General features: G+C 60.3%; 11 protein-coding genes. 9 read left to right on the forward strand and 2 right to left on the reverse strand.

Annotation, left to right across the window (positions count from 1 at the left end):
• Positions 1-21: 21 nt before the first annotated feature.
• The 3 genes from ACODSV_RS05390 to ACODSV_RS05400 all read left to right on the forward strand — a co-directional run bounded on the left by ACODSV_RS05390 (position 22) and on the right by ACODSV_RS05400 (position 2,736).
• Positions 22-456: a MarR family winged helix-turn-helix transcriptional regulator gene (locus ACODSV_RS05390; RefSeq protein ID WP_024076641.1), complete on the forward strand. Its 435-nt coding sequence runs from the start codon at positions 22-24 to the stop codon at positions 454-456.
• 308 nt (positions 457-764) lie between these two features.
• Positions 765-2,096 (forward strand): NCS2 family permease, encoded by a 1,332-nt coding sequence (locus tag ACODSV_RS05395; protein WP_205896041.1) that lies wholly within the window; start codon positions 765-767, stop codon positions 2,094-2,096.
• Positions 2,097-2,109: 13 nt separating this feature from the next.
• On the forward strand, positions 2,110-2,736 hold the full coding sequence (locus tag ACODSV_RS05400) for a LysE family translocator (protein WP_024076643.1): 627 nt from the start codon (positions 2,110-2,112) through the stop codon (positions 2,734-2,736).
• Positions 2,737-2,791: 55 nt separating this feature from the next.
• Here ACODSV_RS05400 and ACODSV_RS05405 read toward each other — a convergent pair whose 3' ends face one another.
• Together ACODSV_RS05405 and uraH are read right to left on the reverse strand one after the other, a co-directional pair.
• Positions 2,792-8,032, reverse strand: coding sequence for a dermonecrotic toxin domain-containing protein (locus ACODSV_RS05405; protein WP_150095520.1), 5,241 nt, complete (start codon positions 8,030-8,032; stop codon positions 2,792-2,794).
• A 147-nt stretch (positions 8,033-8,179) separates the two neighbouring features.
• Positions 8,180-8,533, reverse strand: coding sequence for a hydroxyisourate hydrolase (uraH, locus tag ACODSV_RS05410; protein WP_024076645.1), 354 nt, complete (start codon positions 8,531-8,533; stop codon positions 8,180-8,182).
• Between the two features lie 389 nt (positions 8,534-8,922).
• On the opposite strand from uraH, the gene puuE reads away from it, so the two are divergent.
• From puuE to ACODSV_RS05440, 6 genes are all read left to right on the forward strand, one after another.
• Positions 8,923-9,849, forward strand: coding sequence for an allantoinase PuuE (gene puuE / locus ACODSV_RS05415; RefSeq protein WP_024076646.1), 927 nt, complete (start codon positions 8,923-8,925; stop codon positions 9,847-9,849).
• A complete protein-coding gene (gene uraD, locus ACODSV_RS05420; RefSeq protein ID WP_024076647.1) occupies positions 9,846-10,361 on the forward strand; it encodes a 2-oxo-4-hydroxy-4-carboxy-5-ureidoimidazoline decarboxylase in 516 nt (171 codons plus the stop codon). Before puuE ends, uraD begins: the two co-directional genes overlap by 4 nt.
• Positions 10,362-10,402: 41 nt before the next feature.
• Complete coding sequence (gene alc, locus ACODSV_RS05425; RefSeq protein WP_069076708.1) at positions 10,403-11,398, forward strand: allantoicase; 996 nt, start codon at positions 10,403-10,405, stop codon at positions 11,396-11,398.
• A 189-nt stretch (positions 11,399-11,587) separates the two neighbouring features.
• Positions 11,588-12,091 (forward strand): ureidoglycolate lyase, encoded by a 504-nt coding sequence (locus tag ACODSV_RS05430; RefSeq protein WP_024076649.1) that lies wholly within the window; start codon positions 11,588-11,590, stop codon positions 12,089-12,091.
• Positions 12,092-12,142: 51 nt separating this feature from the next.
• On the forward strand, positions 12,143-13,426 hold the full coding sequence (locus ACODSV_RS05435; protein ID WP_069076726.1) for a urate hydroxylase PuuD: 1,284 nt from the start codon (positions 12,143-12,145) through the stop codon (positions 13,424-13,426).
• A 122-nt stretch (positions 13,427-13,548) separates the two neighbouring features.
• Positions 13,549-14,895, forward strand: coding sequence for a nucleobase:cation symporter-2 family protein (locus tag ACODSV_RS05440; protein WP_150056254.1), 1,347 nt, complete (start codon positions 13,549-13,551; stop codon positions 14,893-14,895).
• Positions 14,896-15,246: the final 351 nt, after the last annotated feature.

Raw genomic sequence — 15,246 nt, forward strand, 5'->3', positions numbered from 1 at the left:
GACTTGAGTAGATACGTCAATATGCTTGACCTTAAAAACCAGAACAGTCAGCAAGCCGCCATGGAAGCGTTCTTCTTCGGCTACCAGGCGTTTACCGCCAAGGCCGACGAAATGCTCGAGCGCCGCGGCCTGAGCCGGGTGCATCAACGCATCGTGTTTTTCATCGCGCGCTACCCGGGCCTGAGCGTGAAGGAACTGCTGGAATTGCTGGGTGTGAGCAAGCAGGCGCTGAACATGCCGTTGCGCCAATTGCAGGAAATGCACTTGGTGGACAGTGTCGCGTCCGAGGCCGACAAGCGTAAACGCTTGCTGGCGTTGACCGAGGACGGCCGGCGTTTCGAGCAGTCACTGCGCCGCGAACAGGTGAAATTGCTGCAGCGCGCCTTCGCCGAAGCAGGCGAAGAAGCGGTAACCGGCTGGTTGGCGGTGAACCAGGCCCTTGCAGGGCCGCCGTGATCGCCGTGGCAAGCGGAATTACTGTGGCCAGCCACTAGCCACAGTTACAGTGTTCCTCCCTAACTGACTGGCATTACAACAAACCCACTCGCCACAACCCCCACCGGGATGTGCCTTTCATCTATTTCGCACAAGAAATAGAAAACATTATTTGCTTTCTTTGTATACAAAAGCATAATTCGCTTCGTGCGAGTTCCTGACCTATTGGTCAACAAACCCGCCAGTACCTCACAGCGCGTGCGCGCTGGACATAACAATAAAATGCTTGAGGAGTACTCGCTGTGGATAGCCGCAAATCCGAAGCCCCGCTGGACCTCGCCCCGCCGAACCTCACCCATACGAACCACGGCTGGCTCGAACGCCTGTTCAAACTGCGCTTGCATGGCACCACAGTGAAGACCGAGCTGATCGCCGGCCTCACCACCTTCATCACCATGGCCTACATCATCTTCGTCAACCCGAACATCATGGCCGACGCCGGTATCGACCACGGTGCGGCGTTCGTCGCCACCTGCATCGCCGCCGCCCTGGGGTGCCTGTTGATGGGCCTGTATGCCAACTGGCCGGTGGGCCTGGCGCCGGGCATGGGCTTGAATGCGTTTTTCACCTACACCGTGGTCGGCACCATGGGCTACACCTGGCAGACCGCACTGGGTGCGGTATTCATCTCTGGCGTGCTGTTCATGCTCCTGACACTGTCGCGCGTGCGTGAATGGCTGCTCAACAGCATCCCGGTCAGCCTGCGCCATGCCATGGGCGCCGGTGTCGGGCTGTTTCTCGGGGTGATCGGCCTGAAAACCGCGGGCATCATCGTCGATAGCCCCGCCACCCTGATCAAACTCGGTTCCCTGCACGAACCCGCCCCGCTGCTGGCGGCCATCTGTTTTCTATTGATCGCGATCCTCAGCTATCACCGCGTGTTTGGCGCGATCCTGATCAGCATCATCGCCGTGACCCTGGCCGGCTGGGGCCTGGGCCTGGTGCACTACAACGGCATTCTCTCCACCCCGCCGAGCCTGGCACCGACCTGGATGGCCATGGATATCAAAGGTGTATTCAATGTCAGCATGATCAGCGTGGTATTTGCCTTCCTTTTTGTGCACATGTTCGACACCGCAGGTACACTGATGGGCGTGGCACAACGCGCCGGGCTGGTGGGCGACGATGGCAAGATCCATAACCTGTCCAGGGCGCTGAAGGCCGACAGTGCCTCCAGCGTGTTTGGCGCCATGGTCGGCGTGCCGCCGGTGACCAGTTATGTGGAAAGCGCTGCCGGCGTCGCGGCCGGTGGTCGCACCGGGCTGACCGCCGTGACCGTGGGCGTGCTGTTTGTGGCGGCGATGTTTTTCGCACCGTTGGCCGGCATGATCCCGGCCTATGCGACGGCCGGTGCACTGATTTATGTGGCGATGCTGATGATGGCGAGCATGGCCCATATCCATTGGGATGAAGCCACCGACAGCATCCCGGCAATCGTGACCGCGATCATGATGCCGCTGACCTTCTCGGTCGCCGACGGTATCGCCCTGGGCTTTATCACCTATGTGGCGCTGAAAGCAGGTACCGGCAAGTACCGCGAAATTTCCCTTAGCCTGTGGGTGCTGTGCGCGATTTTCATCGCTAAATTCATATTTCTATAAAAAGGAGTAAGGCATGACCCTGGAAACCTGGCTGCTGTTCAGCGGCGCTGCATTGATCGTGATCCTGATCCCCGGCCCACTGTCCTTGCTCATGATCAGTAACAGCCTCAACTATGGTCTGCGCGGTTCGTACCCCGCATTCCTGGGTGGCGTGTTTGCCTCGGTCTGCCTTTTGAGTGCATCGGCACTGGGGCTGGGCGCCCTGCTGCTGGCCAGTGAGCAACTGTTCGGCGCATTGAAACTGCTCGGCGCGCTGTACCTGTTCTACCTCGCCTGGCAAAGCTGGCAGCAATCGCGCCAGCCGAGCCTCGCCGTGCACGTACCACAGGCCATCGCCACGCCGCGTTTTCGCAGCTTGTTTGGCCGCGCGTTTGTACTGGGCGCCAGCAACCCCAAGGACATTCTGTTCTTTGCCGCCTTCCTGCCACAGTTTCTCGACAGCGGGCAATCCTTCCTGCCGCAACTGCTGGTCATGATCGCCACCTGGACGGTGCTCGACCTGCTGTGCAAGTTGACCTACGGGCTCGGCGCACAGGGAGCGGCACGCTACCTGCGCAGCGGCAAGGGCCAGGTCGGGTTCAACCGCGTCAGCGCCGTATTATTCAGCGGGGCCGGGGCAGCGTCTCTGCTGAGTCGATGAGGTCACTGGCAGACGCTTCAGCCTGCACACTGTCGAGTCGATCGCGGCGAGGCGCTCACACCTTCACAAAATAAACACTGGGTGGATCCGCCTGAAAGACAGGCCATTGAATACCTGCCACGATCCGGACCAATCGATTTTCCTGCATGGCGCGCTGGACACTCACAACGGGAAGCGAACCCGGGTTGGCTCTGATGGCGACATTCAACCAGTGATCGGTCAGCCTTTCTTTCAACTGAACACTGGCTCGCTCAACCCACAGGGCGCTGATGTAGTACACATTGCCTGACGCGGAAGAACGGTGCGTCGCGATAAATTCATTGCTCAGGTACCTGTTTCTTCTTACCTCGACGTCATACACGTTGAAGCCCTGCTGCTCCAGGACGTTCCGGATGGCGGCGCGTTGTGCAGTGTTGCGCTGAGCCGTTCTCCCTGGACCGCTATATCGCAACACAGGATCCAAGTGGGGAGCCCGGAAGTCGACGCGAGTGAAGCCCGGCGCGTTACTCTCGTTACCGATGCGGATTGATCCGTGCGCTCGTTCGGTGCGGCGTAACATTCTCAGCAAGTCATCGGTCTGGCTCGAGCCCCTGGCATTGGAGGCCAGCCAATTGTCCAGCGTCGCCCGGATATTGAGCAGGTGAGTGGTCGAGACCGAGTAGGCAGTGTCGGCCAACTCGATCAGCCTTCTGGCTGCCATTCTCTGGCTGTGCAGGGTCATGGTGGGGAAGGCCGTGCCGACATAGTGCTCCAACGGCCGGTCGAACAAACGCGTATGCACTTGCCAGTCACCCGTCGCATTGCGCGATACCGGTATCGGCTGTTCGCCTGGCGCAGTGCTTGTCCAACGTTCGATATCCACGTAAGCGCGTGAAACCAGCGGCTCGTCCGGGACAATAAACGCAATACCGCTCCTTGGCGCATTGCTACCCTCATGAAGCAACCGGTAATACCCGATCCCCGACACGGTCGGCGTGTCATATTGCGCCCCGATGTAGATAGCGTCGTAGGAAAACCCTCGGGCGTCCTGGCTCACATGAAACGTCCCGAACTCCGTGGCGGCAGACATCTGCTCGAGAGGAACCTGAACCCTCCAATCGAACCATTCGTTGGCTGTGGCGGGTGACTGGTAAATACGATGTTCCGTCGCAGCGCGCACACTGGTTGGCCGCCAATCCGACACTACCGGCATTGGCGCACGCCAGGGGTCAAGCCCAGCGGTACTCGTCCCCGCCACCGGCTGGGGCGCATCAGCGCCCAGTAACCACTCCCCAGGTTGGTGGACGTTGATAATCAGTTCGTCCTGCCCCAGCGCCTGCTGGTTTTTCAGGCGCAATACCCGTTCGTTGTCGCGCCGGTAAAGTGGGTAATGGTGGGTTTCATCCGCCACGAAGAGCTCGCCGTTTTTCACGTAGACGCCGGACGCCCCAGGCCCTTTAAGCGCCACCGCGCCCTCGGGCACACCCTTGGCTTTGAAGCGTTCCAGGGCTTTGAGTTGGGTCACCTTGGGCGGTTCCGGGCGTGAAAGCCCGTCGTACGGTGTCATGCGCAAGCGGTGTATTCTTCTCAGCCCATTACCCAGCGCGGGGCGCGCCATGCCGGCGCTCTTGGGGCCGGGGATAAAGCTCATCAACAGGTCAATCGCCAGATAGGCGCTCCTGAAACCGACTTCGACGGCATCCCGAGGGTCGCCAGAACGGTGATAACGCCGTGCCGAAAGGAACAACTCATAGGCTTCGTTCAACACCCCGAAGGCCGGAGAGAAAAACGCCACCAACGCCCGCGCACGGGTATCGCCCTGCTCACCAAGGCGCCGAATTCGATAGTCTTGCAGCGCCTTGCCGGATTGACTCGCCGCCTGCGTCCGGCGCTGCAGGTCAAGCAGGCTGGCACGGTAGAGCAATGCCTGGGCGTTGCTGTGGGATGTTCCGACGATCGCCAACCATTCCCGCGGCTCGCAAGCGATCTGCTCGAGGATCAGTTTTTCAATTTCTTCCGGCAACGGCGTCGGCTCCAAGTGCTTGACCTTGAATGAGCGAACAAAACCGATACCTTTCCAGATCCCTTTCATGAAGAAAAAAGCCGGCGCGACAATCAAGTGCGCGGCCCCCACAGTGCGCTCGCCAACCGCCTCCGGATAATGGGTGATCGCCTCGAATGCCCAACCGGGGGCGACCTGCCGCGAGAGTGCCTTGACGTTATCGGGCAAGGCACCGATGCGATTGAGTTCATCCTGGGCCACTTGCAGGCTGCTGTACTCAGTGAGCGCCAAGCCGTGGGGCGCATCGGGCCAGTAGACCACGCAGAGCCCGGAAAGCTTGTCCTGCACGACCACTATCCCCGCGATATAGCGATCGTGCTGCAGGGTGTGCCCCACCACATGCACCACATGCAATTGCAACTGGTACGGGCTCTTCCACAAGTCTTGCGGGGTTATCGCCGCCATCGCGGCGATGAACAGGTTTTGTGCATTGGCTGTCAGACCCCGTTGAATCGCCGAGAACAGATGATGTTCAACGCCCGCACGCAGGGCGCGATTCAGCAACGCGGGGATACGTCCTTCGCTGAGCGTCCGGCCAGGACCGATGAGTGGGTAAAAAGCCCGGTTGATCAACGCGTCGTATTGCCCACCGATATCCAGTGAAGACACCAGGCGGATCAGGTAACCGGCATTGAGCTGTTGCTTCCAGTCAGCTTGCAGATAGCGGGCGCGATCGAGTCGCCACTGCGTCCAGGGCGCCAGTGGGTCCAGGTTATGCAGCGCCAATTGCAGCAGACTGAACGTCGTGCGCGTGGTGGTTGGCGTCAACACTATGTTGCGATCACCCACGGTACAGGTGCTGCTCCAGCCACAGAAAGAGCCGCGCACATCATCGGGCAGCTCAATCAAAGGCTCGTCGATATCCGGCAGCGGGGAAAAACCATCCTGGCGTAAACGGTCGATCAAGGCTTTGCGGGCGAACGTGTTCAGGTCAGGCAGGTAGTGCTCGATCCGATCATGAAAGGCAAAGGTACTGCCCAGGTACACACGCTCCAAGTGTTGGAATTTTTTACGCTGGGCACGGCTTGCGCGCGCCAACCACGTGGGCAGTTTCTTCGCTTCGGATACCGCTTTGCGCAGCAGCTCGACATTGGCCAGAGCCCGGCTCAGGAGGTTATTGAGGGGAATACTCAGTTGATCTTCCAGCTCGACCATCAACAGCGAGCGGCTCAGCCCGGGGTCCTTCACCTCACTGAAAATACGCGTGATGTCCTCGTTGCTGTTGTGCAAGCGAGAGTAACTACCCAGCAGTTTCTTGAGCGAGGCCAGCGCTGGCTTGCCCGGGATCTCAAGGTAGCGAACAGCGAGCGTTTCACGTGCCGCATGCCCCCGCAGATCGGAGCGTTTATCCCGCTCGACGGTGCCCCACAGCACAGAGCCATCCGGGCTGCTCAGGCTCGTCTTGAGGCTTCGGGTCAAGGCGTCCAAACCGGCAAACGCCTGAATCCCCCCCTCCACGCCGAACGCGTACAGCACCACCGGATGCTGGCGGGCCGGAACCCGCACCGCAGCCGCCGTGGTCATCACCCAGACATTATGGAGTGGGTAGAAGGCGTCCGGTTCGCTGCCCACCGCGATCGACAGCACCCGGGTATCGCTGCCCGGGCGTTTGGTTGCCAGGGGCTGGGCCACCACTTCGACCACCAGGTCTCGATGGGCCGCACTGATCAACTTGAGCCCGTGCAGCAACTGCGCTTCGCAACGCAAGGCTTCGGTCTGGGCTTGCATAAACAGGGAAACACGTCTGGCCGTTCCCTTCCCATGGGGGCGCTCTGCCCAGAATGCCAACTCAAGCAGCCGATGCCGCGCGCTTTGCATCAAAGTTTTCAGCACATGGGTATGGACGTTGAGTCGCCCCACCTGGGACATGATCTCCAGATAGGCTGGAGTCTCTGCGCAGGGGTCATCCGCGGCCAATAAGGCGACCAGGCCCTTTTCATAGCGTTTGACCTGCTGTTCTACGGTACGCATGGGCAAACCCGGCGCCACACCGGTGAACATGATTTCTTCGCGTCGTCGTTGCTGGTCCCATTTGAGCAATTGATCGCCAATGACCCCGAGCCGGGCAGCGCCGACCAGTTGGCGCCTGGCGCTCTCCACCTGCGCGAAAAAAAGCACGGCATCCAGCGGTGGCGGCTGAGACCGCACGTCAGAAAACACATGGGCAAAATACACCTTCACCGCACACCCCAGCTCATTGCTCCATTGCCCGGCCAGCAACGCCTGGGCGCCATGCGCCAGCGCATCGTCCCTCACCTCCAAGCCACGCGTGAAGCCGGTGGCCGGCGACAGGTCCGCCGGCCGGTACAAGGTTTTGCGGCGACTTAACGGCAAGCAATGCCAGAGGTCGTGGAACAGCGAGCGGTTCAACGCCAGCAGGTCGCACTGAAGGGCAAGGAAGGATGGGGCCTCGTAAAAATTGCGTGCGGTGCCTGACAGGTAAATCACATGAGGCGTATCACTGGCCTCCCCCTCACGGTAAAGATGCAAGGCCCCGGGCATCGCGACGGCAGGAGTGCCCGGCCACATCAATTGGCTCACTTTGACGCTGGCCCACTCCCCGCCTGCCCGCTCGCGTGCTTCTGCGGCAGGGGCGTCGATCAGAGCTTGAACCAGGGCCATGCCCGCGCTCGATAGCTCCTCAAGTTGCCGCGCCATAAACGCACGGTCAGCGAAGAGCGTCTTTTGCAACTCGACCCAACGTTCCTGGCGGGTGAGCCAGGAGCCCTGCGCCAGCGTGCCCCAGTATTCAGAAACCGCGTGATCCAATCGCTCAAAGAGCCTCAGCGCATTGACACGCTGCAACGCTTCCAGCGGCGTATACGGTAAGCGGCAACCCGGATCTCCCTTGACGCTCAGCGCGGTGAACTGGTTAACGTTGGCCATTACCACGGGCAACGCCAGCAACATCAACGCCCGATCGGTCAAACTGTCGACTTTGCGCGGTTCGCTTGGCCGCTTGGATTCGGTGAACAGCAAGCTGTCCGGGTCCATGCCGAATGCTTTGCGCAGCTCGGCACGGATAACCGTCAAGACTTTGGGAGAGCGTCCTATCAAGCGTGCAAGTTCCTGCGTCAACTCTGTGCAGCGCCGGTCTGCAAGGCCGATCTGATTGATCAGGCGGCTTGGATGGGGATGGGCGTTGATCCGCCGCGTTAACCGCTCACGAATGGCCTGTGGCGCATCGCTGTCGTCTGCAACGGATGGGGAACTGGAAGGGGGCGCAGCGCTTGAGTGATCGATGGACGAGGTCATGGTGTTTTCTTTTCTAGGAGGAAAACACCCATCCTAGGTATCGCCGAGGTGCCCCTGGCGCTAGATAGTTGAACGCACGACACGCAAAAAAAAGCCCGCAGTGTGGGCGGGCGAAAAACCAACGAAGAGCGTTAGGCGAGGTGACGCTCAGCTACCGCGATAGGTGGAGTAGCTGTAAGGCGAAATCAACAAGGGCACATGGTAGTGATCCTGTTCGGCGTTGATGCCGAATCGCAGCACCACCACGTCGAGGAAAGCCGGCTCCGGCAGTTGCACGCCCCGGGCGCGGTAATAATCGCCGGCACTGAATTGCAGCTGGTACACACCGCTGCGGTAGTCATCACCTTGCAGCAGCGGCGCGTCGCAACGACCGTCGCTGTTGGTCAGGGCGGTGGCGAGCCGTTCAAGCTTCTCGCCCTCGACGCGGTACAGCTCAACCTTGATTGCGCTGCCGGGGCAGCCATGTGCGGCGTCCAAAACGTGTGTGGTCAAGCGTCCCATGGCGTTTGTGCGCCTCCCGAAGTCAGTAGAAGAGGAAACCGCACTTTTTCAGGGCATCAAAAAAGTCGGCGATGGCTGATTAAGACACTTTTTAAAAAAATTGTACACAATAAATATCACAACGCTTTTGATCCCCCCGCCGACATTGCTCGACGAGTCGATTCGTCAGTAATCCTTGCTTTTAAACGACCTTTTGTCCATTAGCTGACCAGTCAGGCAAGTTTCTTGCTACACCCTTGAAGGAGAGCGATGCGGAAAAAATGCAGAAATGCAGGCTTACAAAGTTGGCAATAAGTTGTATACAATCACTCATCGCTGTGACGCCACCCAGTCTTTTCACTGCCCGGCCGCCACACCTATTGCTACCACGAACAAGAAGGAAGACTGCAGTGAGCGCTGACTACCCACGCGACCTGATCGGTTACGGCAGTAACCCTCCTCACCCCCACTGGCCGGGCAAGGCACGCATTGCGTTGTCTTTCGTACTCAACTACGAAGAAGGCGGCGAGCGCAACATCTTGCATGGCGACAAAGAGTCAGAAGCCTTCCTCTCGGAAATGGTCTCGGCCCAGCCGTTGCAAGGCGAGCGCAACATGAGCATGGAGTCGCTGTACGAATACGGCAGCCGTGCCGGCGTGTGGCGCATCCTCAAGCTGTTCAAGGCGTTCGACATTCCGCTGACCATCTTCGCCGTGGCCATGGCCGCCCAGCGCCACCCGGATGTGATCCGCGCCATGGTCGAAGCCGGCCACGAGATCTGCAGCCACGGCTACCGCTGGATCGACTACCAGTACATGGACGAGGCCCAGGAACGCGAGCATATGCTCGAAGCCATCCGCATCCTCACCGAACTGACCGGCGAACGCCCCCTGGGCTGGTACACCGGGCGCACCGGCCCGAACACACGGCGGCTGGTGATGGAGGAAGGCGGCTTCCTGTACGACTGCGACACCTACGACGACGACCTGCCCTACTGGGAACCGAACAACCCCACCGGCAAGCCGCACCTTGTGATCCCCTATACCCTGGACACCAACGACATGCGCTTCACCCAGGTGCAGGGGTTCAACAAGGGCGATGACTTTTTCGAGTACCTCAAGGACGCCTTCGACGTGCTGTATGCCGAAGGTGCCGACGCGCCGAAGATGCTTTCCATCGGCCTGCATTGCCGCCTGATCGGCCGCCCTGCCCGTCTGGCCGCCTTGAAGCGTTTTCTCGAATACGCCAAGGGTCATGAGCAGGTGTGGTTCGCCCGCCGTGTCGACATTGCCCGCCACTGGCAGGAAACCCACCCCTATACGGGAGTGGCGAAATGACCACGTTCCAGACCCTGAAACCCTCGACCTTGAGCCGCGACGCATTCGTCAAAGCCTTCGCCGATATCTACGAACACTCGCCATGGGTGGCCGAAAAAGCCTATGACCTGGGCCTGGATGCGTCGATCGACCAGATCGAAACCCTGCACCAGCGCATGAGCGATATCCTGTTGAGCGCCGATCACGCCAGTCAGCTGGCGTTGATCAACGCTCACCCGGACCTGGCAGGCCGTGCGGCCGTCCAGGGCCAGTTGACCGAAGCCAGCACGAATGAACAAGCTGGCGCCGGTATTCACCAATGCACGGCCGAAGAGTTCTCGCGCTTCACCGAGCTGAACGATGCCTACAAGGCCAAGTTCAAGTTTCCCTTCATCATGGCGGTAAAAGGCAGCAACCGGCACCAGATCCTGGCCGCGTTCGAAACGCGCATCCACCACTCGGCAGACACCGAGTTCAACTGCGCACTGGCCGAGATCAACAAGATCGCGCTGTTCCGTTTACTGACCCTCTAAACGACCATCCCCAGCCACTCTATCTAAGGCAGACAAGAAGAATGAAAGCTTACGCTGTACCTTTCGAGAAGTTCGTCAACCTGGCCGACGCCCGCCTGGGCACCAAGATCATCTCCGTCACCGATGACTGGTTCGCCGACGCCAACCGCCTGTTCCAGCCGACCCCGGCCGTGTGGAAGGAGGGCGTTTTCGATGACAACGGCAAGTGGATGGACGGCTGGGAGTCGCGCCGCAAGCGCTTCGAAGGCTACGACAGCGCAGTGATCCGCCTGGGCGTACCGGGTTCGATCAAGGGCGTGGACATCGACACTTCATTCTTCACCGGCAACTACCCACCGTCGGCGTCCCTGGAAGCCTGCTTCCTGGCCTCGGGCGAGCCTGACGACAACACCCAGTGGGTAGAAGTACTGTCGGCCGTCGAGCTGCAAGGCAACAGCCACCACTACCACGAAATCAGCAACGACCAGGCGTTCAGCCACCTGCGTTTCAACATCTACCCGGATGGCGGCGTGGCTCGCCTGCGTGTGTACGGCGTGCCGTTCCGCGACTGGTCCGCAGTGGGCGATAACGAACAGGTCGACCTGGCTGCCGCCTTGAATGGTGGTCGCGCCCTGGCCTGCTCCGACGAACATTTCGGCCGCATGAGCAACATCCTCAACCCGGGCCGTGGCATCAACATGGGCGATGGTTGGGAAACCGCGCGTCGTCGCACGCCAGGCAATGACTGGGTGATCGTCGCGCTGGGCCACCCCGGCGAGATCGAGAAAATCATCGTCGACACCCTGCACTTCAAGGGCAACTACCCGGACACCTGTTCGATCCAGGGCGCGTTCGTCAAGGGCGGTACCGACAGCCAGATCGAAACCCAATCGCTGTTCTGGCGCGAACTGCTGCCGGCGCAGAAGCTGGAAATGCACGCCGAACACACCTTCGCCGAGCAGATCAAGGCGCTGGGGCCAATCACCCATATCCGCTTGAACGTGTTCCCGGATGGGGGCGTAAGCCGCCTGCGTGTGCTGGGTAAAGTTTCGAAGTAAGCAGTGAACCTCTGTGGCGAGCGGGCTTGCCCCGCGTTGGGCTGCGAAGCAGCCCTGAAACCAGGCACCGCGTTGTATCGGTAGAAACGCGCTGACTTGATGGGGGCTGCTTAGCAGCCCAACGCGGGGCAAGCCCGCTCGCCACATGAACTGAATGACACAACACAGAATCCGGATAAGAAGACAGCCATGCGCACACTGATGATCGAACCGCTGACCAAAGAAGCCTTCGCCCCTTTCGGAGACGTTATCGAAACCGACGGCAGCGATCACTTCATGATCAACAACGGCTCGACCATGCGCTTTCACAAGCTGGCAACGGTAGAAACCGCACAGCCTGAAGACCACGCAATCATCAGCATCTTCCGCGCCGACGCGCTGGATATGCCGCTGACCGTGTGCATGCTGGAGAGACACCCGCTGGGCAGCCAGGCCTTCATTCCGCTGCTCGGCAACCCCTTTCTGATCGTGGTCGCGCCACTTGGCGATGCACCTGTATCAGGCTTGGTCCGCGCCTTCGTCACCAACGGCAGGCAGGGCATTAATTACCATCGCGGCGTCTGGCACCACCCGGTGCTGACGATCGAAAAGCGGGATGACTTCCTGGTGGTTGATCGCAGTGGCACAGGCAATAACTGCGATGAGCATTTTTTCAAAGAGGATGAGCGGTTGATCCTCGCCCCCCACCAATAAGAGAAGGCCGGATCACCCGACAACAAGGGTGACAGGCGAGAGGTAAAGACTGTGGAAGCACATCTGTTGGAATGGCTGAACCTTAGCGTGCGCTGGGTTCACATGATCACTGGCGTCGCCTGGATCGGCGCTTCGTTCTACTTTGTCTGGCTGGAAAACAACCTCAACCGCGTCAACCCCAAGAGCGGCCTGGCCGGCGACTTGTGGGCGATCCACGGTGGCGGTATCTACCACCTGGAAAAATACAAACTGGCCCCGCCGACCATGCCAGACAACCTGCACTGGTTCAAATGGGAAGCCTATTTCACCTGGATGTCGGGCGTCGCGCTGTTGTGCGTGGTGTTCTACCTCAACCCGACGCTGTACCTGCTCGCCCCCGGCAGCAGCCTGAGCGGCACCGAAGGCGTATTGCTGGGCATTGGCTCGCTGTTCGCCGGCTGGTTCATCTACTCCTTCCTCTGCGACTCGGCCCTGGGCAAGCGCCCTGCCCTGCTCGGTTTCATCCTGTTCGTGCTGTTGATTGGCGCCGCATACGGTTTCAGCAAAGTGTTCAGCGGCCGTGGCGCGTACCTGCACGTGGGTGCGGTGATCGGCACCATCATGGTCGGTAACGTATTCCGCATCATCATGCCGGCCCAACGTGCGCTGGTGGCAGCGATCGCGGAGAACCGCACGCCCGACCCGGCCCTGCCGGCCAAGGGTTTGCTGCGCTCACGGCACAACAACTACTTCACCCTGCCGGTGCTGTTCATCATGATCAGCAACCACTTCCCGAGCACCTACGGCAGCCAATACAACTGGCTGATCCTCGCGGGTATCGCGGTGGCAGCGGTGTTGGTGCGGCATTATTTCAACACCCGGCATAACAGCCAGAAGTATGCCTGGACCTTGCCGGTGGGGGCGTTGGCGATGATCTCCCTGGCCTACGTGACCGGGCCCAAGCCCGTGGCAGAAGTGGCCAAGGCACCCGCCGCGATCGAGTACCAACCGTTGCCGGAAACCGCCTTGGGCGGCGGCGTGAAATCCGCCGCGCCAGCCGCCCCCGTCGCGGCACCCGCCCCCGCCCAGGCGACGATTGACTTCGACAAGGTGCATGGGGTGATCCAGGAACGCTGTGCGGTATGCCATTCGGCCAAGCCCACCAGCCCGCTGTTCAGCACCGCACCGGCAGGCGTGATGTTCGATACACCGGCGCAGATCCAGCAACAGGCGGCGCGTATCCAGGCGCAGGCCGTGGCGAGCCAGATCATGCCGCTGGGCAACATCACCCAGATGACCCAGCAGGAGCGCGATTTGATCGGCACCTGGATCAACCAGGGCGCGCGTACCAACTGACGGATTCACATAGTTCCAATGTGCAATGTGGGAGGGGGCAAGCCCCCTCCCACATTTGGACATGCCGTGTTTTGAAGATTGCGTTCCACACAACACAACAATAAAAAGATCCGAGGTGTTGCATGACCGAGTTAGTCGAACCGCAGATTCCTGCCGCACCCGCCATGGTGCGGCTGCCCCTCTTGCAACTGATTCTGGTAGGCCTGCAACACGTCTTGCTGATGTACGGCGGCGCCGTCGCGGTCCCCCTGATCATTGGCCAGGCCGCCGGCCTGAGCCGTGAAGAAATCGCCTTCCTGATCAACGCCGACCTGCTGGTGGCCGGTGTCGCGACCATGGTCCAGTCGTTCGGCATCGGCCCCCTGGGCATTCGCATGCCGGTGATGATGGGCGCCAGTTTCGCCGCGGTCGGCAGCATGGTCGCCATGGCCGGCATGCCGGGTATCGGCTTGCAGGGGATCTTCGGCGCGACCATCGCCGCCGGGTTCTTCGGCATGCTCATCGCGCCATTCATGTCCAAGGTGGTGCGCTTCTTTCCGCCGTTGGTAACCGGCACCGTGATCACCGCCATCGGCCTGTCGCTGTTCCCTGTGGCGGTGAATTGGGCAGGCGGTGGCAGCGCCGCCGCGACCTTCGGCTCGCCCATCTACCTGGCCATCGCCGCACTGGTACTGGCCACTATCCTGCTGATCAACCGCTTCATGCGGGGCTTCTGGGTGAATATCTCGGTGTTGATCGGCATGGCGCTCGGCTACGGCTTGTGCGGCCTGCTTGGCATGGTCGATCTCAGCGGCCTGGCCCAGGCGCCATGGGTACAGGTGGTGACACCGTTGCACTTCGGCATGCCCACATTCGAGCTGGCGCCGATCCTGTCAATGTGCCTGGTGGTCGTGATCATCTTTGTCGAATCCACCGGCATGTTCCTCGCCCTGGGCAAGATCACCGGCCAGGACGTGACCCCGAAGATGCTCCGCCGTGGCTTGCTGTGCGATGCCGGCGCATCGTTCTTCGCCGGGTTGTTCAACACCTTTACCCACTCCTCGTTTGCACAGAACATCGGCCTGGTGCAGATGACGGGCGTGCGCTGCCGTTCGGTGACGATCATGGCCGGCGCCTTTCTGATTGTGCTCAGCCTGTTGCCCAAGGCCGCCTACCTGGTGGCGTCGATTCCGCCAGCAGTACTCGGCGGCGCGGCGATTGCCATGTTCGGCATGGTGGCGGCCACCGGGATCAAGATTCTCCAGGAAGCCGATATCGCCGACCGTCGCAACCAGTTGCTGGTGGCTGTCAGCATCGGCATGGGCCTGATCCCGGTGGTGCGCCCGGAGTTCTTCGCACAACTGCCGTTGTGGATGAGCCCGATCACCCACAGCGGGATTGCCATGGCGACCCTCAGCGCGCTGGCGCTGAACGTGCTGTTCAATATCCTCGGCGGCGCAGAGCGCCCCGCCGTCGCCCATACGCATTGATGCCTTTGTTAGTCCAAAAATAACAACAGACAAGGAACATCCCATGCATGCCATTCACCTGGGGCCGGCCATGTGCCGTGCCCCATTCTCGCCCCCTGCGCGCTCTAACAGCGCACTTGAGCCAAGGCTTTGGAGCCAGTATTCTCCGCGCCCGCTCGAATCGACTCAAAAAAAAACAGCGAATGTAAAAGCTGACTGCAAGGCCAACTTATCCCGGCCCTGCAACAGCGACCAATGTGCGCAAACATCCCCTGAATTCGACTGCATTCCGTGCAGCCGACGGGGATTTTTTGGTTTTTCAAACACGTTGGCGCAGCTCTTGCTAAAAGCATCAAAGCTGACCGAATAGAC

It is taken from the genome of Pseudomonas sp. FG86, from assembly GCF_057808775.1.

Bases quoted from the DNA above. Each gene is read 5' to 3' on its own strand.
- ACODSV_RS05430 (WP_024076649.1), top strand. From the start codon at position 11,588: ATGCGCACACTGATGATCGAACCGCTGACCAAAGAAGCCTTCGCCCCT.
- uraH (WP_024076645.1), bottom strand. From the start codon at position 8,533: ATGGGACGCTTGACCACACACGTTTTGGACGCCGCACATGGCTGCCCC.
- uraD (WP_024076647.1), top strand. From the start codon at position 9,846: ATGACCACGTTCCAGACCCTGAAACCCTCGACCTTGAGCCGCGACGCA.
- ACODSV_RS05440 (WP_150056254.1), top strand. From the start codon at position 13,549: ATGACCGAGTTAGTCGAACCGCAGATTCCTGCCGCACCCGCCATGGTG.
- ACODSV_RS05390 (WP_024076641.1), top strand. From the start codon at position 22: ATGCTTGACCTTAAAAACCAGAACAGTCAGCAAGCCGCCATGGAAGCG.
- alc (WP_069076708.1), top strand. From the start codon at position 10,403: ATGAAAGCTTACGCTGTACCTTTCGAGAAGTTCGTCAACCTGGCCGAC.
- ACODSV_RS05400 (WP_024076643.1), top strand. From the start codon at position 2,110: ATGACCCTGGAAACCTGGCTGCTGTTCAGCGGCGCTGCATTGATCGTG.
- ACODSV_RS05405 (WP_150095520.1), bottom strand. From the start codon at position 8,032: ATGACCTCGTCCATCGATCACTCAAGCGCTGCGCCCCCTTCCAGTTCC.